19 protein-coding genes are annotated in these 21,713 nt (G+C 59.7%); 11 read left to right on the top strand and 8 right to left on the bottom strand.

Translation table 11 applies throughout. The annotated features are described in order from the left end of the window. Positions 1 to 30 precede the first annotated feature (30 nt). Positions 31 to 1,032 carry a FecR family protein gene (locus tag ACA053_RS13705; protein ID WP_109630819.1) on the bottom strand — a complete coding sequence of 334 codons (1,002 nt, stop codon included), beginning with the start codon at positions 1,030 to 1,032 and terminating at the stop codon, positions 31 to 33. Positions 1,033 to 1,128: 96 nt separating this feature from the next. Continuing rightward, positions 1,129 to 5,949 (bottom strand): dermonecrotic toxin domain-containing protein, encoded by a 4,821-nt coding sequence (locus tag ACA053_RS13710; protein WP_497395932.1) that lies wholly within the window; start codon positions 5,947 to 5,949, stop codon positions 1,129 to 1,131. A 228-nt stretch (positions 5,950 to 6,177) separates the two neighbouring features. Here ACA053_RS13710 and ACA053_RS13715 point away from each other — a divergent pair, with 228 nt between their 5' ends. Then, positions 6,178 to 7,218, top strand: a complete 1,041-nt coding sequence (locus tag ACA053_RS13715) for an Ldh family oxidoreductase (protein WP_109630825.1) — start codon at positions 6,178 to 6,180, stop codon at positions 7,216 to 7,218. Positions 7,219 to 7,297: 79 nt separating this feature from the next. Here ACA053_RS13715 and ACA053_RS13720 read toward each other — a convergent pair whose 3' ends face one another. Then, the gene (locus ACA053_RS13720; protein WP_109630828.1) at positions 7,298 to 7,615 is read right to left on the bottom strand and encodes an ElaB/YgaM/YqjD family protein; all 318 of its coding nucleotides are present in this window, start codon (positions 7,613 to 7,615) and stop codon (positions 7,298 to 7,300) included. A gap of 166 nt (positions 7,616 to 7,781) precedes the next feature. Between ACA053_RS13720 and ACA053_RS13725 the strand changes: the two genes are divergently transcribed. Beyond that, entirely contained in the window at positions 7,782 to 8,033 is a 252-nt protein-coding gene (locus ACA053_RS13725; protein WP_010460650.1) for a hypothetical protein, read from the top strand. 8 nt (positions 8,034 to 8,041) lie between these two features. Here ACA053_RS13725 and ACA053_RS13730 read toward each other — a convergent pair whose 3' ends face one another. Continuing rightward, on the bottom strand, positions 8,042 to 8,950 hold the full coding sequence (locus ACA053_RS13730) for a LysR family transcriptional regulator (RefSeq protein WP_497395935.1): 909 nt from the start codon (positions 8,948 to 8,950) through the stop codon (positions 8,042 to 8,044). 85 nt (positions 8,951 to 9,035) lie between these two features. Here ACA053_RS13730 and ACA053_RS13735 point away from each other — a divergent pair, with 85 nt between their 5' ends. After that, positions 9,036 to 9,959 carry a carbon-nitrogen hydrolase family protein gene (locus tag ACA053_RS13735; protein ID WP_497395937.1) on the top strand — a complete coding sequence of 308 codons (924 nt, stop codon included), beginning with the start codon at positions 9,036 to 9,038 and terminating at the stop codon, positions 9,957 to 9,959. Positions 9,960 to 10,170: 211 nt separating this feature from the next. On the opposite strand, the gene ACA053_RS13740 is transcribed toward ACA053_RS13735, so the two are convergent. From ACA053_RS13740 to ACA053_RS13750, 3 genes are all read right to left on the bottom strand, one after another. Continuing rightward, on the bottom strand, positions 10,171 to 10,641 hold the full coding sequence (locus ACA053_RS13740; RefSeq protein WP_497395939.1) for an LEA/WHy family protein: 471 nt from the start codon (positions 10,639 to 10,641) through the stop codon (positions 10,171 to 10,173). Between the two features lie 58 nt (positions 10,642 to 10,699). Further along, positions 10,700 to 12,172, bottom strand: coding sequence for a nucleobase:cation symporter-2 family protein (locus ACA053_RS13745; protein WP_497395941.1), 1,473 nt, complete (start codon positions 12,170 to 12,172; stop codon positions 10,700 to 10,702). A 248-nt stretch (positions 12,173 to 12,420) separates the two neighbouring features. Beyond that, a complete protein-coding gene (locus tag ACA053_RS13750) occupies positions 12,421 to 13,314 on the bottom strand; it encodes a LysR family transcriptional regulator (protein WP_109630842.1) in 894 nt (297 codons plus the stop codon). A gap of 101 nt (positions 13,315 to 13,415) precedes the next feature. Here ACA053_RS13750 and ACA053_RS13755 point away from each other — a divergent pair, with 101 nt between their 5' ends. Next, positions 13,416 to 14,507, top strand: coding sequence for a polyamine ABC transporter substrate-binding protein (locus ACA053_RS13755; RefSeq protein ID WP_497395943.1), 1,092 nt, complete (start codon positions 13,416 to 13,418; stop codon positions 14,505 to 14,507). Positions 14,508 to 14,524: 17 nt separating this feature from the next. Continuing rightward, positions 14,525 to 15,484, top strand: a complete 960-nt coding sequence (gene speB / locus ACA053_RS13760; protein WP_497395945.1) for an agmatinase — start codon at positions 14,525 to 14,527, stop codon at positions 15,482 to 15,484. 115 nt (positions 15,485 to 15,599) lie between these two features. On the opposite strand, the gene ACA053_RS13765 is transcribed toward speB, so the two are convergent. Continuing rightward, on the bottom strand, positions 15,600 to 16,652 hold the full coding sequence (locus tag ACA053_RS13765) for an aldo/keto reductase (protein ID WP_497395947.1): 1,053 nt from the start codon (positions 16,650 to 16,652) through the stop codon (positions 15,600 to 15,602). Between the two features lie 387 nt (positions 16,653 to 17,039). On the opposite strand from ACA053_RS13765, the gene ACA053_RS13770 reads away from it, so the two are divergent. The 6 genes from ACA053_RS13770 to chrA all read left to right on the top strand — a co-directional run bounded on the left by ACA053_RS13770 (position 17,040) and on the right by chrA (position 21,706). Further along, complete coding sequence (locus ACA053_RS13770) at positions 17,040 to 17,756, top strand: helix-turn-helix transcriptional regulator (protein ID WP_497317872.1); 717 nt, start codon at positions 17,040 to 17,042, stop codon at positions 17,754 to 17,756. Positions 17,757 to 17,808: 52 nt separating this feature from the next. Further along, a complete protein-coding gene (locus ACA053_RS13775; protein ID WP_077747789.1) occupies positions 17,809 to 18,150 on the top strand; it encodes a nuclear transport factor 2 family protein in 342 nt (113 codons plus the stop codon). 28 nt (positions 18,151 to 18,178) lie between these two features. Next, entirely contained in the window at positions 18,179 to 19,297 is a 1,119-nt protein-coding gene (gene zapE, locus ACA053_RS13780; RefSeq protein ID WP_497395949.1) for a cell division protein ZapE, read from the top strand. Positions 19,298 to 19,315: 18 nt separating this feature from the next. After that, positions 19,316 to 19,897, top strand: a complete 582-nt coding sequence (locus ACA053_RS13785; protein WP_497395951.1) for a DinB family protein — start codon at positions 19,316 to 19,318, stop codon at positions 19,895 to 19,897. Positions 19,898 to 19,999: 102 nt separating this feature from the next. After that, positions 20,000 to 20,491 carry a GNAT family N-acetyltransferase gene (locus ACA053_RS13790; protein WP_497318234.1) on the top strand — a complete coding sequence of 164 codons (492 nt, stop codon included), beginning with the start codon at positions 20,000 to 20,002 and terminating at the stop codon, positions 20,489 to 20,491. Between the two features lie 6 nt (positions 20,492 to 20,497). Then, entirely contained in the window at positions 20,498 to 21,706 is a 1,209-nt protein-coding gene (chrA, locus tag ACA053_RS13795) for a chromate efflux transporter (RefSeq protein ID WP_497395953.1), read from the top strand. The last annotated feature ends 7 nt before the right edge of the window (positions 21,707 to 21,713 follow it).

Below are 21,713 nucleotides of genomic sequence, written 5' to 3' on the forward strand. Positions count from 1 at the left end.
AGGCCGCCTCCCGTTGAGGGTTGCGGCCTTTCAGCTTTTCGGGGTTTGTTGCGGGATCGAATTGAGTACCGGATTACCTTCCTTGTTTCGGGTCAGGTAGACCGGCAGTACTTTGGGCAGGGAAGCCACCAGGTTGTTGAGTTCCTTGATGTTGTAGATGCCACCCAGACGAATCGTGCCGGTGCTGTGGTCAGCGACCATGATCGGTTTGCTCAGGTAACGGTTGATCAACGGCAGGGCATCGTTCAACGACAGATCATCAAGCACCAGTTTGCCGCTGCGCCAGGCCAGGGCGTTGTCGTTGGGATAGGTCTGATTGATCTGCGGGGTGAAGTCGCCGTGTTTATAGCGCGCCTGCATGGCAGGTCCGAGACGCAAGCCATCGCCCGGAAGATCATCGTTGCTGCTGACCAGCACTGAGCCCTCAATCAGGTTCACGCGTACCTGATCCTCGTACATCCAGACGTTGAATTTGGTCCCGGTGACCCGAATTCTTCCCTCCGCTGCCCTGACAACAAAAGGGTGAGCCAGGTCGTGGCTGACACTGAAGAAGGCCTCGCCTTTTTCCAGCGTGACCCGGCGCTGATCCTTGTAGTTGCTGAACGTCAGCTCGCTGTCCAGGTTCAACTCCACTTGGCTGCCATCGCTCAGGGTGACCTGACGAACCGTGTCGCTGGCTTCGAAGTGCTGATACGAATTTGGTAGCCAGCCCATGTTCCAGCCGCTGTACGCCGCCAACGGCAACGCCAGGGCACAAACGGCGGCGGCAATACCAATCGTGCGCCAGGGCGTGGCAGGTTTGAAACGAGCAACCGGTGCGACGGCTTCGGGACGCGGCAAATCCCCCGCGACTTCCCAGATTTCCAGCATGGCCTCGTACTCGAACGCATGCAGCGGATGAGCCTCTCGCCACTGTTCGAAGGCGATCCGCTCTTCAGCGGTGCAGTCCACGGCGTGCAGACGCATGCACCAGTGCGCAGCGGCATCGGTGATGGCGTCATATTCGGCTTGCGAGAGAGAATTGTCGGTCATTGACTCATCCTGATTTCCCACATTCTAACCTTGTGGGGAAGCATGCGAGAACAGCCGTCATGGCAATTAACCATCAAATGGGAATTATTTTTGACATCAGGGCGTGCTGACGTGCAGTTGACGGCCCAGATGACTGATCAGCCAGGCGACGCTGTCGGCGTTTGCGAGTTGGACCGACAGCCTGGCCATTGGGTCTTTCCTGAATGTGTGGCGGGCACCGCTCAGGTTTTCTGCGCCGGTCAAGGCCAGGATATGCTCTCTCACACTATCGGTATCTTCACCGGAAGTGCTGCCCAGGTCCTCCCACACCTCGGTATCCGGATCCTGGACCATAAACAACCGGGTAAGAGGGGTCTTCAGCGACAGTGCGGTGCTTTGCAGTTCGCGTAATGCTTTTTTCAGAGCGCTGGCGGTCAGGGTCGCTGTTCCGATCAGATCGGGAAAAGGTCTGCCGGAATCAAGGTACGAAATATCCGAGGCCTTGCAGGCAGTGTGGGCGAGCTCATGAATCAGCGTCGTCGCTCGGGCATGGGTACTGATAGGGAAGGCAGTGTCGGAAAGATGCTCGCGGTAATGATTGAATCCGGGGGCGAAGAATTTTTCTGCCAGATAGATCCTTTGTTTTACATCCGTTGGAACGGTAAAGCCGAACGTATGTTCCGCCCCTTCGATCAGCCTGCCCACCACAAAACGCTTCGATTTGGGCTTCCTGAGCGAGGGATCCAGCAACGCTGCAAAAATATCGCCCACCACTTTTTCAAGTTTTTCCAACTGGGCCGCTGACACCGACGGCACGTCGATAAAATCCATGATGAGCTGATGTGCGGGAGTGACTGTTCCATCGGTCGATTTGAGCAATTCCAGATTCCGAAACGCATTCCAGGCATAGGTGGTCGCCAGGTCCAGCGCGGAATCAATCTGACGCGCCTTCTTCGGAAACAGCTGGCGGATCCGGTGCATGCCATTGGCGTCGACATTCATGCCCTCCCAAACCGTCAGGGCCGTTTCCAGCCGTTTGACGAGGCCGGGCCGTTCTGCCGACGATTGCCTGTCCAGCATCCATTGTTTCGCGACATTCTGGCGCAGTCGAGGCCCCCTTTTTTTTCCGTCGCTGATGCGCCAGCGGGTGCCATGTTTGGCGACGGGATAGACTTTGCCCTCGACTGCCCCGAAGCGCTTTTTGGTTGTCGGGTGCGTGTAGAGCCCAAGCGTAGAGTCGTGTGTCAGCGACCCAAGGTCGGCTTCGAGGCTTTCATGGCGCTGCAGACGAGTGCGTTCCGGTGCCGTTATATCGACGTTCTGCCACTTGACTCGGGTGTCTTGGGGTTGCGTCGCCGGCGCGACTGGCGACGAAGGTTGCTGCGGTTCATCTCCCAGCGATAGGCGTAACGAGGCCAATTGTGAAATGCCGCTGATAAACGCGCTGATCGCCGCGCCCCATTTGTGCATCTGGAGGTCCTCGGCGGACTGCTTGATATCGCGATAACTGCGCCACACCGTGAGGGGGTAAGCGAGTTTGCCCATGCAGAACGAAAAGGCTTCGTGCACATCTTCGCCCAGCACATGCTTGATGGTTGCCCATTCGCCTTGCTTCTGGTTATCCGACTGAAAACCAAGCAATCGCCCCAATAGCGCGGCATTGTCATTGAACAAATGCTTGAACAGATTACCTTTGACTGGATTGGACGCCAGTGTGACCGGCGTCAACTGGGGGCTGGTGGTCATCATCCGGTATTGCACATGCGTGCGGTCAGGCTGTGGGAGGTTCATGAGTACCCAATCCAACAATCCGCCCTGGTTCTTCAGTTCCGTCAGCAAGTGTGTTTCGTTGGCGTATTCTTTGACCCCGTGCTGCGGGCTGTGAGGCGCGACAAGCACGTGTGGCGCCTTGCTATCGGCCTTGGAACCGATCAGATAAACGCCAGGCACTTTGATCGACTGCCCGTTCCCGATACCCAGAAACTCCAGCGGACGAATGATCGCGTTCGCACCCTCGATTGCCGCACGGGCGATGGCGTCGGGCATGTCCATGACTTGCCGGATCAGGTCAAACCCCGTCTCGCTCAGACGCTCCTGGAGTTTTTCCGAGTGGGCGTAGTGCATCAGTTGCCACGGTAATTGGGTGTAGAACCGTTTCCTGCGCCCCGCGTTTGTCTCCGTGTCTGCGAGGGCGTCACTCAAGATCTTTTGTTGATGCTCGCCCGGTTTCAGGTTGCGTATCAGGTCTTTGATGTAGCTTTCGTCCATATCCTCAGGAATCACAGTGGCATCCAGCGACACCAGTTTGAAATGGGCCTTATCCAGATCCTCAAGGTGATTCAACGCAAAATCGGTCAGGATTTGCGGCCTGACCGCAGCGCCTGGGCGTGCGTTGATACGGACCTGGACTTGATCCGGATCGATGTTGAACATGTCTGCCTTGAGCTGTTTCTCAAGTTCATCGTGAGCCGTACGGCGCAGTGACGGAATACCGGCCAGGTAGTCCCGGTCGTCTTTGACGTTATCGAGGTATTGCTGCAGCAGTTCGCCCTGCAGAATCAAGTCTTTGATCGGCGCTTTTGCCAGCCACGCCGGGAGTTTTTGCCGGGTTGTCAGAGACTGGGCAATGTCCTTGGCGCGGCGTAGTCCTGTCTGGGGCTTGCGTAGTCCCACCAGATTCAAAAGGCTGGCGAGTGGCGTGGCGGGGAGCTTCGTGGCGAGCGCGCGGCCGACCATCGTTTCGTCCAGACAGACATAGGGTTTTTGCAGGTAATCGAGAAAATGGCCAAAGATCCGTTGCAGCGGCGCCAGCGTGTAAGTCGTTCCCGGCAAGCGCTCGCTGCGGCCAAGGTTTTCTAAAAGGGTTGTCCGCTGATCATCGTCTTTGAGACGTCGATCGAGTTCGTCCAGCAGCGGCGTCAGAGTCTTGAACGCTTCGAATCCGAACGCAGGTGTCCACAAGATCGCTTTGCCCGAATGCACAGGGTCCAGGCCACCTCGCTCAGTCAGCAAAAAACAACTGGCCAGTTTCAGCACGTCTGTCCCAGCGCCGGCCTTTAATGCCAGGGAGAAGACATCGGGCAAGAAACCGTTTAATGCCGCGCGTTGCAGGTGTACCGGGGAATCGAGCACGGTACTGACGATGGCCTGTTCCGTCGGCCCCAGCGTGCGGGTGACAGCGCGCAGCTTCAGTTCACTGCGCAAGGCTGTTGACAAAGTATGCGTAAAACTCGATTGCAGGCTCGCCACCGATGAGCTGACGAGGTTCAGCGCCTCGGTCAGCGTGCTGGTTGTTGCGGGAATGGCCGGGTGGTTTTCAAGGCGCTGATCAAGCGCCTGCTCAACGGTATCAAGCAGTGCCAGTTCGGCTTTGGCCGACTCGGCGCGCACAGTAGCCGGTCGCGCGCTCCGGCGATGGTCGACCCGGGTACTCCAGCGCCCCCCGGCGTCGCTGGTCAGCAGTCGGTCATCAATCAATCCCCGGACGTCCAGCGCCTTATCAATCAAGGCATAGGGGTTTAGCGTGCCTTCACTTTCGCGGTACAGGCCCAACGCATGGCTCAGGTTATCCCGCTGTTTGATCAGGATGTCGGCCATCAATTGTTTAAACACCGGGCCGACGATCGTTTTGCCTTCAATCACGCGCTCATCTGGCTCGAACGCAAGAAAGGTCTCGCGTTCGTTCAACGACATGAAATTGAATAACGTGTCGTCATGTCCTTCGCTTTTCATCATCTGCAGCACGATTTTCTTGATGGCTGGCAGATTGCTCGTCGCCTCGATACCTCTGGATGGGGTGTACAGAAAGCCCAGGGTGTTGACGCTCCCGATCATCAACGTCGAGGCCAGCTCGGCGAAATGCTTGAGGGGCGCGGTGACACGTACCTTTTCGATACGAAGCGGGTCTCTTCGGTCAGGCGTCAGGCTGACATTCATCAGTCGCAGGTATTCCTGCGTCGTCAACGTCCCTTGTTGACGCTGGTTGAGCAGTCTCATGTGGAAGGTGTCGCGCAGGCACTCGGTGAAGAATTCCAGCCGTGACAGCCCGTTGCTCATGGGCGTATTCCAGAATGTGCCGAGCAGGCTTTGCAGATGGGGCGTAAAGCTGTGCGCGATCTCTTTTATCGCGTTCTCCCAGGCCTGGTTGTCGGCGTCGCTGCTCACACCGTGTTCGTGGTTGGAAAAAACCCTGGAATCACCCGCAGGCCAGTGATGGGTCAGGTAAAAGTGCAACAGCGCATCGCTCAGTGAGTACGAGGAAATCGTATGCTGGTCTTCACCGTCGTCGAAGGCTGAGATCGTCCTGACATAACTCTTGAGGCGCGTCAGGCGCTGGTCCAGTTTGGGGAAGGGTATTTCCAACGCATTCCTGAGGGCGTCGTCGAGCATCGATTGCAGGGTCGGCGTCTTGACCAGTTCAGCCATCATCGTCGTGATGTTTTGGGCCTGATTGCGGTCGAGGATGAGCTGTTGGTCCTGGAAGACCGCGCCTTTGATGTCTTCCGTTGCAATGTCGGGTACGGAGGCGGCGGGCAAGGCGCTGCGTTGCTCGATGGAGAGAAATCGCAGCAGCTCGCGCTTGCCGATGGTCTGCGCCAGCCACTCCTTGAGCCAGCTTTTGAGGTCGTCCATGTCGGCGAATTTGATCAGGCCTTTCCATGGCGTGTAGAGCGTGACTTCGCCGTCGTCGGGTCGACTCATGGCGAAGGCTCCAGCCAAGGGGATATCCGGGGTGCCCGTCACCCGCAGCAACAGCTGACAGGCGAACATCGGGTCTTTTTGCGTGATACGGGCGGCGTGGGTGGCCAGATACACGTTATTCAGCCACTTCAGATCATCCATCGAGAACGTCAACGCTTTCTCGCGATCCCCAGGCTGTTTAGCCTTGGAGGCACGTTCTGCTTCGTCAAAAAAATACGGCAGGGCGGGATCAGTCATGTGTTTTCCTCAGTGTTACGACCGGCGGTTGATCGCGGGTCGTCAGGTCGGGAAAAAACACTACGGTCATTGGAAGGCGTCGGTGCGGTACATATTGCTTGAGAAGAGCAAGCGCTCGAGACTTGACAGGACGCCGGTACAACAGCGCTTAATCGACGTCTGCTGTTGGTTGCCATGCAACCTCGTTTCCCCTGGTGCCCGTATTCAATAATAAAACTGGAGCTTCAGATGACCGCAACGCCCGAAGTGGCCGTCAGTTCGACCACCCCCTCGCTCGATTTCGACGCGCTCGTTCTATTGCTTGAGCAAATTTTTCTGCGCCACGGCACCTCCGCCGATGTCGCCAAGACTCTGGCGCTGAATTGCGCCGGCGCTGAACGCGATGGCGCCCACAGCCATGGCGTGTTTCGTATTCCAGGTTATGTCTCGACGCTCAAGAGTGGCTGGGTCAATGGCCAGGCCGTGCCGGTGGTCGAGGATGTTGCATCGGGGTTTGTCCGGGTCGACGCGGCTAACGGTTTTGCCCAACCCGCGCTGGCGGCGGCCCGTGCACTGCTGGTGGAAAAAGCCCGCAGCGCCGGGATTGCGGTGTTGGCAATTCGTAACTCCCACCATTTCGCGGCACTGTGGCCGGATGTCGAGCCGTTTGCCTATGAAGGGCTGGTGGCGTTGAGCGTGGTGAACAGCATGACGTGCGTAGTGCCACACGGCGCCGACCGGCCGTTGTTCGGCACCAACCCGATTGCCTTCGCCGCGCCCCGGGCTGACGGTGAACCGATTGTCTTTGACCTGGCCACCAGCGCCATTGCCCATGGCGATGTGCAGATTGCCGCGCAAAAAGGTGAGCGCCTGCCGGCGGGCATGGGCGTGGACGGCCTTGGTCAGCCGACTCAGGATCCGAAGGCGATTCTGGAGGGTGGCGCGTTGCTGCCGTTCGGTGGGCACAAGGGTTCAGCGCTGTCGATGATGGTCGAATTGTTGGCGGCGGCACTGACCGGCGGCAATTTCTCCTTCGAGTTCGACTGGAAGAACCATCCGGGAGCCAAGACGCCGTGGACCGGGCAATTGCTGATCGTGATCGATCCGAGCAAGGCGGCCGGGCAGAATTTTGCCGAGCGCAGCCAAGAACTGGTTCGTCAGATGCACAGCGTGGGGCTCAAACGCCTGCCGGGTGATCGACGTCATCACCAGCGAACCAAGTCGAATGCCCAAGGCATTCAACTGGATGCCCAGACGTTGGCGAATTTGCGAGCACTGGCAGGGCTCTGAAACCGGAGCAAAACGCGGACAAGAAAAAGGCGAGCGCAATGCTCGCCTTTTTGCAGTGTGGCTATTGAAGCGGGACCGTTTAACGGCGGCCCAGCAACAACCCGACCACCAGGCCGAAACCGGCTGAGATGGCGACGGTTTGCCATGGATGACCACCGATGTAGGTCTCGGTCGCGTCGACTACCGGTTTGGTGCGGTCGCGAACACTGGTGACCGAATCCCGGGCCTGCTGGAGTTTCTGGGCGATTTGCCCACGAAGGGTCTCTGCTTCCTCACCCACTAATGAAGCGCTGCTTTTCAGCAGTTTTTCCGACTCTTCGATCAAGGATTGAAGTTCGCTGAATGCCTGATCCTTGATCTGGTCATTGGCGACTTGTGTGGCTGTTTTCCGGGCCATTGGGTACTCCTTGCAGGTAAATGGGCAGTGAACAATGGAGTCTGCGGCAACCGAAAAAGTTGCAGTGAATTTGCGCACTGACTGTGAGTCGAGGAAAAATCCCGAGTCAGACATTTCGTCCTACAGTGTAAGATGGCGCCTATTTTTACGCAGCAGGTAACTCCCCATGAGCTTCAATCTGGCCGACAAACCCCTGGCTGAGCGCGCAGCGCTTGAAGATGAGAAATCCCGTCTGTTCGACCTCTGGCAAAGCAACCTTGGCAAATCCAAGGGCGAAGCCGCGCGGTTGTTTGGCGAGCGGGCCAAGCGCAAAGGCAAATGGGCGGAATGGGTTCGTGCCGAACTTGACGCCATGTCACCGCCGGAATTCGCGAACATGGTGCGCAGTGAAGTGAACCGTTTGATGGCCGCCAAGTAAGACCGGCCTCAGGCAAAACTCGCGACAATGGCCTCGCGCACTTTCAACACCACCGGATCGAGTTGCGTGCTGGTACGCCAGCCCAGTTCGATCGGGTAGCGTGGCAAGGCCAGAGGGCAGGGCAGCAGCGCCAGTCCGCAGAGCGCCGCAATGCTTTTGGCCGCGTGGGCCGGAATGGTCGCCACCGCCTGACTGCCCTTGAGCAGGTGTGGCAATGCTGCAAAGTGCGTGGTCGAGGCGCACACCCGCCGATTCAGCCCCAACGCTGCCAAGCCCTCATCGGTGATCCCGATAAAACCGCCCGATGACACCAGAATGTGCTCGCGGGCCACAAACTCTTCAAGGCTGATTGCCTGTTGCCCCGGTGCCAGGCTGAGCGGATCCACCAGGCACAGATAACCGCCTTCCCCCAGCACTTGGCGACTGAGCAATCGCTCGGTGAAACCGCCCGCGGTGATTGCCAGATCAATACTGCGCTCCATCAATGCCTGAGCGACGATCTGACTGTGCGTCTGCCGAAAGATCAGGCGTAATTTCGGCGCGCTTAGGGCAATGGCCTCGATCAACCGCCGACCGTAGGCGATCTCGAAATCATCCGACAACCCCACCGTGACCGAACGTCCGTCGTAATGATTGGCCGCCGGGTCGACCATCGCCAGGCTCTGCCGGCATTTGTTCAGCGCGTCGCTCACCACCGGTTTCAACTGGTTGGCCCTGAGCGTCGGCGCCAGGCCTCGGCCGGTGCGCACGAACAGCTGATCGCCATACAGCTCGCGCAACCGTCGCAGCGCCGCGCTGACGGCCGATTGCGTTACGCCCAGGCGCAACGCCGCACGGCTGGCGCTGGACTCTTCATGCAGCGCTTCGAAGACTTTGAGCAGGTTGAGGTCAACGGTCGCGATATTCATAAGGTTCATATCATTCAGCAGTGAATCGGGCTTTATTGATGATCCGGTGGCGCCTGAGAATGAGCAACACCTCATTGCTTTCGGAGTGACAGACATGCCCAAGTCCATTGTTGCAGCGTTGCAAATCGGCGCCTTGCCCGGCGGCAAGGCCGAGACCCTTGAACAGATCCTTGCGTGGGAAAACGCGATTATCGAATCTGGTGCCGCGCTGGTGGTCATGCCCGAAGCGTTGCTGGGGGGTTACCCCAAGGGAGAGGGCTTTGGCACTCAGCTGGGCTACCGGTTGCCGGAAGGTCGTGAAGCCTTTGCCCGCTATTTTGCCAACGCCATCGACGTGCCCGGCGCCGAGACTGAAGCGCTGGCCGGATTGTCGGCCCGCACCGGGGCCAATCTGGTGATCGGCGTGATTGAGCGCGCCGGCAGCACGTTGCATTGCACGGCGCTGTTGTTCGATCCGCAGGCCGGGCTGGTCGCCAAACACCGCAAGCTGATGCCGACCGGCACTGAGCGTCTGATCTGGGGCAAGGGCGACGGCTCGACGCTGCCGGTGATCGACAGCCAGGTCGGGCGCATCGGTGCGGTGGTGTGCTGGGAAAACATGATGCCGCTGCTGCGCACCGCGATGTACGCCAAAGGCATCGAGGTCTGGTGCGCGCCGACGGTGGACGAGCGGGAAATGTGGCAGGTCAGCATGCGCCACATCGCCCATGAAGGACGCTGCTTCGTGGTCAGCGCGTGTCAGGTCCAGGACTCACCGCAGGCCTTGGGCGTGGAGATCGCCAACTGGCCGGCGGATCGGCCGCTGATTGCCGGCGGCAGCGTGATCGTCGGCCCCATGGGCGACATTCTGGCGGGGCCGCTGCGTGACGGGGCGGGGTTGCTCGCCGCTGAGATCGACACCGACGACCTGATCCGCGCGCGGTACGACTTTGATGTGGTCGGTCACTACGCGCGCCCGGATGTGTTTGAGCTGACCGTTGACGAATGTTCCAAGCCTGGGGTCCGCTTCACCGCATAACCCACCCGTGAAAGCTGATGTTGTTCACTCAATACCATCTTCAGGCGAGCACGAAACCTGTGGTGAGGGGATTTATCCCCGTTGGGTCGCGAAGCGGCCCCCGCGTTTGTTCAGACAGGTCGGTTTGTCTGGATTGACGACTGCTTCGCAGCCGAACGGGGATAAATCCCCTCGCCACGGGCGCTCCCACAGGGGATATTTATCGTCGGTTTTACCGCGTGCCGGTCGTAGACCCCAGGCTCAGTTTGCCGGTGTCCACAAAACGCATCGTGCCAAACAAACCACCCGCCAGTTTGCCGCGCAGCACGTAGGGCAGGTTGTTCAGCGTTTGCGTCTGGCTCAGCCCCAATGTCTGGCGTATCACCGAGAACGCCGAAACGCTCACCGGCACGCTCAGCACGGTTTCGGAAAAGCGTGCAATCGAGCCCGACTGATCACTGACTCCGGAAGCCAGCGGCTGGCCATTGACCTCCAGGTCCAGCGCCAGGCCGTTGTAGTCGATCGGTGTTTCGTTAGGGTTTTGCACGCGGATCTTCACGGCAAAGCGCACTTCCATGTCCTGGCTTTGCAGCGGTTCGATGCCGACCACATTGATGTTCAACGGGTCGCGATGGGGGAAGAGGGCGCAGGCGCTCAGGGAGAGCAACAGCAGGGAAAGGATGACGGCGTGGACGCTGCGCATGTAGACGCTCTCATAAAGAAAAGGGCTGAACCGCCACAGGCTCAGCCCTTGAGCCTTTCTAGCGGTTCAACTGTGCGACCGCTTGAGTGCGTGCGGGTTCACCCTTGGCCGGGACATCGGGGTTTTCCATGACCTGCAGGATCGAAGCTTCCGGGTCGAAATCGTCCTCTTCCAGCTCGATGAACTCCTCGGGCAGGAAGATGTTCAGCACGATAGCGCACAACGCCCCGACGGTGATTGGCGATTCGAAGATGTTGTGCAGCGCCTTCGGCAGCTCGCGCAACACGTCCGGCACCGCCGCGACACCCAGGCCCATGCCGATGGAAATCGCCACGATCAGCATGTTGCGCCGATGCAAACCGGCTTCGGCGAGGATCTTGATCCCGGCCACCGCCACGGTGCCGAACATCACCAGCTCGGCGCCGCCGAGCACCGGTTTGGGCATCAACTGCAGCACCGCGCCGATCATCGGGAACAGTCCCAACAGCACCAACAGACCGGCGATGAAAAACGCCACGTAGCGGCTGGCCACGCCCGTCAACTGGATCACGCCATTATTCTGGGCGAAGGTCACCATCGGCATGCTGTTGAACACTGCCGCCATGGCCGAGTTGAGGCCGTCAGCCAGCAGGCCGGATTTGATCCGGCGGATGTAAATCGGGCCCTTGACCGGCTGCCGGGAAATCATCGAGTTGGCGGTCAGGTCGCCAGCGGCTTCCAACGGCGACACCAGGAAAATCACCGCCACCGGCACAAACGCGACCCAGTCAAAATTGAAGCCGTACTTGAACGGCACCGGCACACTCATCAGCGGCACGTCGGGCAGGCTGGCGAAATTGACGTCGCCCATCAGCCATGCGACGACATAACCCAACGTCAGGCCAATGACGATTGCCCCCAGGCGCAGGAACGGCACATCGACCCGGTTCAACACCACGATCGTGCCGAGCACCAGCGCCGCCAACGCCAGATGACTCGCCGCGCCAAGGTCCGCTGCGCCGAAGCCGCCGGCGATGTCGGTCATGGCGACCTTGATCAGCGACAGGCCCATCAGGGTAATGATGGTGCCGGTCACCACGGGCGTGATCAGCATCCGCAGCTTGCCAATGAACTGGCTCAATACCACTTCGATGAACGCGGCGAAAAAGCACACACCGAAGATCGTCGAAAGGATTTCATCGGTACCGCCACCCCGGGCCTTGACCATGAACCCGGCGCTGAGAATCACGCTGATGAACGAGAAGCTGGTGCCTTGCAGGCACAACAGGCCGGAACCGATCGGGCCGAAGCGCCGCGCCTGAACAAACGTACCCAGACCCGATACAAACAGCGCCATGCTGATCAGGTACGGCACTTCGCTTTGCAGACCGAGGGCACCGCCCATGATCAGGGTCGGGGTGATGATGCCGACAAAACTCGCCAGTACGTGTTGCAGGGCGGCGAAGACCGTGGCGGTGAGATGGGGGCGATCGTTGAGGCCGTAGATCAGGTCGGAACGGGGCTGGGGTTTTGCGTGTTCGGAAGAGGTCACGAGGAAAGCGCCAGGGGCCAGGTCAAAAAATGGAGGCGCAGGATGCCAGAAAGACTTTTTTGTAGCGAGCAATGAACCCGGAACCCAGCACAATCCCAGTTGTGGTGGGGGGATTTATCCCCGTTGGGTCGCGAAGCGGCCCCCGCGTCCGTTCAGACAGACCGGTTTGTCCGGATTGACGACTGCTTCGCAGCCGAACGGGGATAAATCCCCTCGCCACAGTTCGCTCCCGCAGGGTTCGTGCGTGTTCATGCAAACGCGGCGAGCAGGTCTTCTTCAAATGCCTTCTGCGCATCCCCCGGCACCTGCGCACGATGGCGCGCCAGGTGAAACGCCACATCAAAACTCAGGTCATCCCGGCGTACGGCGCGTAGCAAACCTTTGTCTTCCCAGCTACGGGCGAAATGATCGGGCAAATAACCGACATGCTTGCCGGAAAGAATGAAGGCGAGGGTGCCTTCAACCTGCTCGGACCGTGCCGAACATAATTTGCCTTGAAACGGCTCGTCGCTGCGCAGGAAACGATAAGGGTGATCAACCCGATCACACGCCTGCAACGCCAGATCATCCGGCGCATCATCGGTAAACAACGGATGCCCGGGAGCGCAATACAGGTGCTGGGTTTCGCTGAACAGTTCGCGGTAGTCAAACGCGCTTTGTACCTGGGAGAAATAGCCGATCGCCAGGTCCAGTCTCTGTTGCAACAGCAGGCGTTCCATTTCCCCGGGCATGGCACTCATCAACTCGATGCGCACTGACTCGTCCCGCTCACGAAAACGCCGGATCGCACCAGCAACTTTCTGCAGCACCGATTGATCAAGGGCTTCGGACAGGCCCAGGCGCACTTCGCCGATCAACCGTCCCGCCACGCCGTTGGATTGATGACGGAACGCTTCGATGGATTCAAACAGCCCGCGCGTCGCGCTCAGCAACTGTTCGCCCTTGGGCGTGATCCTGAATCCACCCTTGCCGCGACTGCACAAGCGGTAGCCAAGCCGGGTTTCGAGTTTGGCCATTTGCTGGCTGATGCTCGACTGGCTCAAACCCAGTTCACCTTGCGCCGCGCTGAACCCGCCGCATTCCACCACGCGGACAAACAAGCGCAGCAGTTGCAGGTCGAGGTCGTGGAGTTGACCGAGCATCAAACATTGCTCCGCAATAAAGTCAGGTTAACAAACTTGATATTTCGCCAATGTATCCGAGCGCGCACGCTGCAACCACTTCCTCTGGTCAGGTGATCGTCATGGCTCCCGTATTCAAACTGTGTTTGCCCGCGCTGTTTCTCGCCATGGCCGTGTCGGCCCAGGCCGAGGAAAAGACGCTCAACCTCTACAGTTGGGCCGATTACGTGGCGCCCGAAACCTTGCAGCGTTTCGAACAGGAAACCGGCATTCACGTGCGTTACGACACCTTCGATTCGTCCGAGGTGCTGGAAACCAAACTGCTCACCGGCGGCAGCGGCTATGACGTGGTGGTGCCGTCATCCAGCGTATTGGCCCGTGGTTTGGCGGCCGGTGCGTTGAAGGAGATTCCTCACGACGGACTCAAGGGTTACGCCAACCTCGATCCGGACCTGCTGGAAAAACTTGCCGCCGTCGACCCCGGCAATCGTTTTGGCGTGCCGTATACCTGGGGCACGCTGGGTTTGGGCTTGAATGTCGAGGCCGTGAAAAAACGTTTGCCGGATGTCCCTCTCAATAGCCTCGATCTGCTGTTCAAGCCGCAATACGCCAGCCAGCTGAAGGACTGCGGCATCGCGATTCTCGATTCGCCGCAAGAGGTGATCGGCCTGGCGTTGCACTATCTCGGCAAAGATCCCTACAGCACCGACAAGGCCGATCTGACCGCCGCCGAGGCGTTGTTGCATCAGCTGCAGCCCAATGTGCTGTACGTCGCTACCGGGCGGCAGATCAATGATCTGGCCAACGGCAGCGTGTGCCTGGCCTTGACCTACAACGGCGACGCCAGCATGGCCGCCGACCAGGCGCGCAAGGCCAATAAACCGTTCGAGGTGGCCTACCGGATTCCCAAGGAAGGCACGCTGGTCTGGCAGGACAACCTGGCGATTCCCAAGGACGCGCCGCACCCCGAGGCAGCCCGGGCGTTCATCGAATTCATGCTGCGCCCCGAATCCGTGGCGGCGCTGACCAACACGCTGTTCTTTGCCACGGCCAACCAGGCGGCGACGCCGCTGGTGGATGAAGCCGTGCGCACCGACCCGGACATCTACCCCTTGGCCGACACCCGCGAACGGCTATACGCCGACCGCAGCATGAGCCTCAAGGACATGCGTACGCGCACGCGCCTGTGGACCACTTTCCGTAGTCGCCAATAAATAAAAAGGAGATCTCCATGGACGCCCCGATGCAAAACGATCAGGCCCTGACCCGCGACAGCCTCTATGGAACTGCCGCCGAAAGCACCTACGCCGGTATCACCAGTTTTATGCGCCGTCGCTACAGCCGTGATTTGCGCGGTGTCGACGTGGTGGTCAGCGGTGTGCCGTTCGACACTGCCACCAGCAACCGTCCCGGTGCACGCTTCGGACCGCGCGGCATTCGTGCCGCGTCTACCGGGATTGCCTGGGAGCGCCACTGGCCGTGGACCTTTGACCCGTTCGATCATCTGGCGGTCATCGACTACGGTGATTGCGACTTCGATTACGGCTCGCCGCACTCGGTACCGGAAAGCATCGAGGCCCACGCCGAGCAGATCCTGAACGGCGGTTGCGCAATGTTGACGTTCGGCGGCGATCACTTCATCAGCTACCCGCTGCTCAAGGCTCATGCGCGCAAACATGGTCCGCTGTCGCTGATTCACTTCGATGCGCACAGCGACACTTGGCCGGACGAAGAGGGCAAGCGTGTCGATCACGGCACGATGTTCTGGCACGCGGCCAAGGAAGGACTGGTGGATCCGGCGCGCTCGGTGCAAATCGGTCTGCGCACCACCAATGATGACCACCAGGGCTTTCAAGTGCTGGATGCGCGGCACGTGCATCGGCAAGGGTGTGAGGCGATCGTCGAGGCGATTCGTGCGCGGGTGGGGGATAACCCGGTGTACCTGACGTTCGACATCGATTGCCTCGACCCGGCGTTCGCGCCGGGCACCGGAACGCCGGTGTGCGGAGGTTTGAGCACGGTGCAGGCGCTGGAAATTCTCGGCGGGTTGCGCGGGATCAATCTGGTGGGGATGGACGTGGTGGAAGTGGCGCCGGCCTACGATCATGCGGACATCACCTCGCTGGCGGCGGCGACGTTGGCGATGGAGATGCTGTGTTTGTACGCGGCCAAACACAAAACAGACCGTTAAAACACAATCCCAATGTGGGAGCGAGCCTGCTCGCGATAGCGGATTTACATTCAACATCGTCGCTGAATGCAATGGCCTCATCGCGAGCAGGCTCGCTCCCACAATTGGATCTGTGTCAGGCCACGGGAATGATTGGCAGGTCAAGGGTTTCACCGCCGCTATACCGCGCCATCGACCCGGCAATGGATTCATGCGGCACACCTTTCGCCACCTCGCTTACCCCATCCAGCCGCGACAATTGCTCCGCGCTCATTTGCACGTTCAGCGCGCCCAACGTCGCATCCAACTGCTCACGAGTCCGCGAACCCAGGATCGGGATCAACGCCGTCGTCGAGCGTTTGGCCTTTTCGCGCAGCCAGGCAATGGCCACGTGCGTCGGACTGGCTCCAAGCTCCGCCGCAACGGCCAGCAAGGTATCGAGCAGGGCGGTTTCCCGTGCACTTTTTTCGGCGTGAATCAGCATGCCGAGTTTGGCGGCGCGGTTGTCACCATCACTGTTGCGGTACTTGCCGGTCAGGAAACCGCCACCCAATGGCGACCATAACGTCGCGGCCAGGCCCAATGCCTCGGCCATCGGCAGTTGTTCACGTTCAGCCGTGCGCTCGGCGAGGCTGTACTCGGCTTGAATCGCTGCAATGGGCGAAAAACCGCGCACTTCGGCCAACACATCCGCACGAGCGATGCGCCAGGCCGGGAAGTTCGACAGCCCGGCGTAGTGAATCTTGCCGGCACGCACCAGATCGTCGAAGCCACGCAGGATTTCTTCCATCGGCGTGACGCCGTCGCTCATGTGCGCCCAGAACAGGTCGATGTGATCGGTGTTGAGCCGTTTCAGGCTTTCTTCCACGGCACGAACCATGTTCTTGCGGTTATTGCCGGTGTGGGAAATGCCCGCGGCGGGTGTGGTCCCCAAGGTGTATTTGGTGGCGATGACCAGGCTATCCCTTTCCGCTGCAATGAACTCGCTAAGCATGGCTTCCGACTGCCCGCCCTGATAGCCGTTGGCGGTGTCGATAAAGTTGCCGCCGGCCTCCAGGTAGCCATCGAAAATGCGCTTGGCTTCGTCACGCTCGGCGCCATGGCCCCAGCCGGTACCGAAATTGCCGGCGCCCAGCGCCAGTTCCGAAACCCGCAAGCCGGTTTTGCGACCGAAGACTTTGTAATGCATGAGGTGACTCCTGAGGAACAACGGCGGGATTTATTTAAATGTCTATCAGCATGTATTAAATATGATGTCAGTAATATGAGCCGTCAAGGCGCTTTTTCATTCAGGGCAAAACAGCCGACCACCGGGGATAACGTTGTCAAACTCAGCACAATCTTCAGTCGAGCAAAAAACCTGTGGCGAGGGAGCTTGCTCCCGCTTGAGTGCGTTGCACTCATAAAAATCTGCGTTGCTGTCTCATTTTGGGGCCGCTACGCAGCCCAGCGGGAGCAAGCTCCCTCGCCACAAAGTAGGTGTGACTGAGAGTCCGCGCAGCATTTTGCTCCTGCCAGTTTCTGACAGCAGCCTCTGCTAAGCTCCGACGACTTCTCAGGAAAGAGACTACAGATCGTGTCGCGTACCACTCGTTTACTCACGTTGCTGCAAGTGCTGCGGGGCAAAAGTCGTCCCGCTACGGCTGCAACGCTGGCCAGTGAATTGGAGATTTCCGAACGCACGCTGTACCGCGACATCGCCGAGCTGACGGCGCTGGGTGCACCGATTTTCGGCGAAGCAGGGGTTGGTTACGTGTTGCGCAGCGGTTTGTTCCTGCCGCCCTTGATGCTCAATGCCGACGAAACCGAAGCCATCGTGCTCGGATTACGTTACGTCGATCAGCGTGGCGACGAGGTGTTGAGCAAAGCTGCGGCCGACGCCCTGGCGAAGATTGCTGCGGTGTTGGCGCCTGAAGCTCAGGACGCCTTGCGCAACCCGACGGTGCTGCCGGGCCCGCGCGGTTATGGCTATCCGCAAAATGCCGTACCGTTAAACGTGTTTCGCCAGGCCATCCGCGATCAGTCCAAGCTGAACATCGACTATGCAGACGCCCATCAAGTGCCCAGTCAGCGGCTGATCTGGCCATTGGCGCTGGGTTTTCTCAATGAGGTGCGGATCATCGTCGCCTGGTGTGAATTGCGCAGTGCCTACCGCACGTTTCGCACCGACCGGATCTCGGCCGCCACTGAGCAGGGTGAGCGCTATCCGGGGCGACGCAGCGACCTGTTGCGCACCTGGCACAAGCAGATGCAACTGGATGACGCCGGGCGTTTCACTCCTGACAAGAACTGACACAGACCTGTTCTAGCATGGCTCCAGAATCAAACAACAAGGAGCCGCACCCATGTCCAATCCAGCCTCTTCACTGGCACCCGCCATCGCCGCCTACATTGCTGCCGCCAATGCCCGCGACACCTCGCGGGTCGGCAGTTTTTTTGCTGAGGACGCCAACGTGTTCGATGAGGGCCAGCACCGGATCGGCACGCAAGCCATCGCCCAGTGGATGCAAGACACCGCGCAGCGTTATGAACCTCGGGTCGAAGTGCTAGACGTTCAGCAACGTACCGGCAAAGTCTTGGTGCACAACCTGATTTCCGGGACGTTTCCCGGCAGTCCTCTGGAGTTGCGCTACATGTTTCGCCTCAACGAACAGGGCAAGATCGCCAGGCTAGACATCTCTCTGTAAATCCGGGCGCCGTGGCATACTGCCGCGCATGAATGTCGACTCTCCCCTAAGCGCCTGGCAACACGCCATTGAACAAAAGGGCTTCGTCCAGGACGAAGCCCAGGAACATGCCGTGTGGGCGCTGCAAAAATGCCACGAAGCGTTGCATGAAGGGCGCACACCAGTCACCGGCGTTTACCTTTGGGGTCCGGTCGGGCGGGGAAAAACCTGGTTGATGGACCAGTTCTACCAAACCCTGAGAGTCCCGGCCCGACGCCAACACTTCCACCATTTCATGGGTTGGGTGCATCAGCGCTCGTTCCAGCTGACTGGCACCGCAGACCCGCTGAAGGCGCTGGCCCGTGAGTTGAGCCAGGAAGTGCGGGTGTTGTGTTTCGATGAGCTGTTCGTCAACGACATTGGCGACGCGATCATTCTCGGGCGTTTGTTTCAAGTGATGTTTGAGCAGGGCGTGGTGGTGGTTTGCACCTCCAATCAGCCGCCGGACCAACTATACGCCGACGGCTTCAACCGCGACCGTTTCGTGCCCGCCATCGAGGCGATCAAACAACACATGCAGGTGATCGCGGTGGATGGCGGCGAAGACCATCGCCTGCATCCGGGCGCTGCGCTGCAACGTTATTGGGTGGCGGATTCCGGGCAACCCAGCGCGCTCGGTGAAGTGTTCAAGGCGTTGACCGTTGGCCAGTCAACATCCAGCGAGCCGATTACGGTCGGTTATCGCTCGATCAACGTGGTACAGGCCAGTTTGACGGTGCTCTGGTGCCGCTACGCCGACCTGTGCGAACAACCGTTTGCCGCCATGGACTTCATGGTGCTGTGCGACACCTTCAGCGCTATTCTGTTGAGTGACGTGCCCAATCTCAGCGCGCAGAAACGCGAAGGACGTATCGCCCGAGGCACCGAGGACGGTGCCGAGCGGGTCGTGGCCGGTGATCGCGAGCTGCCGCAATTGTCGGTGCATGACGACGGTGTCCGGCGTTTCATCGCCCTGGTGGACGAGTGTTACGACCGCAAGGTGCCGCTGTACCTCGAAGCGCGGGTGCCGATGACGGCGTTGTACACCGAGGGCTATCTGGAATTCCCGTTCCGCCGTACGTTAAGCCGTTTACAGGAAATGCAGCTGCAACGTTTCGCCGAAGCCTGATGGCCGGGAGCCGCGAATATGAATCAGCCTCTGTCTCACCATTTGTTGACCATGGCTTATCAGAATGCCTGGGCCAATCATCGACTCGCCAAGGCCTGGAATCAGTTGAGCCCGGCTGAACTGGCGGCACCGCGCGTCAGCTTCTTCCCCAGCCTCATTGCCACCCTCAACCACATCCTGACCAACGACTGGTTTTACGTGGATGCGCTTGAGCGGGAACTGCGCGGTGACGATCCGCATCCTGATTGCCATGTGTTCTTCGTCAAGGACGAACCGTTCACTGCGGGTGCCGATCTGCAGCGTGAACAAGCGCATGTGGACTGTCGCCTGATTGCTTATTGCGAACAACTGCGCGACGCCGACCTGGGGCGAATCGTGACCATTGCCCGGGACACGCCGCAACATGACAGCCGTTTGCGCCTGCTGTCGCACCTGTTCGAGCACCAGCTTCATCACCGTGGCCAGGTTCACGCGATGCTCAGCGGCACCTCGGTCAAACCGCCGCAACTGGACGAGTTTTTCTGTGCCGGTGAATCGCAGTTAAGAGCCAATGATTTTGCCGAGTTGGGCTGGACCGAAACGCTGATCTGGGGCGTTTGAGGCAGGTTCGGGTTGTCGCCGATTGCGCCTCGCGATAATGTCCGTCGACCTCCCGGCGCGAGCGACGCGCCGGGACCACTTGACGGGACGTTGACGATGGAAATGGAAGCCGCAGAAATTCTGGTACTTCAAGCCAGCTACACCAATCCGCTGCATGCCGAGGCTATCGGTGTGGTGCTCAATGCGTACGCCGAAGACCCGATGGGCGGCGGTCAGCCACTGTCCGAAGACATTCTGCAACAACTGCCGGGAGAGCTGGCGAAGCGTCCCCATGCGTTCAGCGTACTGGCGTTTGTCCGTGGCGAACCGGCCGGGCTGGTCAATTGCTTCGAAGGTTTCTCGACGTTTGCCTGTCGGCCGCTGGTCAACGTGCACGATGTGTCGGTAGCGCCGAAGTTTCGCGGTCTGGGGCTGAGCCAAAGAATGCTGCAAAAGGTTGAAGACATCGCCCGCCAACGGGGTTGCTGCAAAATCACCCTGGAAGTGCTCGAAGGCAATGCCGTCGCGCAGGCCTCCTATGGCAAGTTCGGCTTTGCGCCCGGCATGTTCGACCCGGCCCATGGCCGCATGCTGTTCTGGACCAAGGAGCTTTAACGCCACATGAACAGCCTCGATGGTGCGCAGGACAGCACACCCGTGACAAAAGACAAGCCGTGGGCGATTTTCCTGATCTTCCTCCGTCTGGGGCTGACCTCGTTTGGCGGCCCTGTCGCGCATCTGGGCTATTTTCGCAGTGAGTTCGTGGCGCGTCGGCGCTGGCTGAGCGAAGCCGCGTACGCCGAATTGATCGCCCTGTGCCAGTTTCTGCCGGGCCCGGCGAGCAGTCAGGTGGGCATGGCGCTGGGTTTGTCCCGCGCCGGGTTTTCGGGGGCATTGGCGGCGTGGGCAGGTTTCACCTTGCCTTCGGCGTTGATACTTACGCTGTTGGCAGTCGGCATCACCCACGGTGGCTGGGCGTTGCCAGCGGGTTTGATTCACGGGCTGAAAATCGTCGCCGTCGCCGTGGTGGCTCAGGCCGTGTGGGGAATGGCTCGTACGTTATGCCGAGGTCCGGTGCGCGTGGGCATCATGCTGGTGGCGACGGTCGGGGTGTTGCTCTGGCCAACGACTGGCGGGCAGTTGACGGTGATGGCCGTGGCGGCGGTGATCGGCCTGGTCTTGCTGCACAACGCCAATGCGACGCCACGGGAGGGCTTGTCTATTCAGGTCAGTCGCGTGGCCAGCTGGCTGGCGATTGCTGTGTTCGTGACCTTGCTGCTGGGGTTGCCGCTGATCGCGCATCACTGGCCGGACTCGATGTTGAGCTTGTTCGACGGCTTCTACCGCACAGGCGCGCTGGTGTTTGGTGGCGGCCACGTCGTGTTGCCACTGTTGCAAAGTCAGGTGGTGAATACGGGGCTGCTGAGCAATGACGTGTTTCTCGCCGGGTATGCCGCTGCTCAAGCGGTGCCGGGGCCGCTGTTCACGTTCGCGGCGTTTCTGGGAGCCTCCATCAGTGGCTGGAGTGGGGCGCTGGTGTGCGTGCTGGCGATTTTCCTGCCGTCGCTGTTGTTGGTGATCGGCGTGTTGCCGTTCTGGCAGCGCTTGCGTGGCAATGGCCGGGTGCAAGCGGCGCTGGCCGGAGTGAATGCCGGGGTGGTCGGGTTGTTGCTGGCCGCGTTGTATCAACCGTTGTGGACCAGCTCGATTTTCAGCCCGCTGGATGTCCTGTTGGCGGTGCTGGCGTTGATGGCGCTGCTGTTCTGGCGATGCCCGCCGTGGTTGCTGGTGCTGCTGGGTGGTTTATGCGGCGTGCTGCTGAGCGCTTGAAACCTTT

Source organism: Pseudomonas sp. LBUM1672, assembly GCF_059695655.1.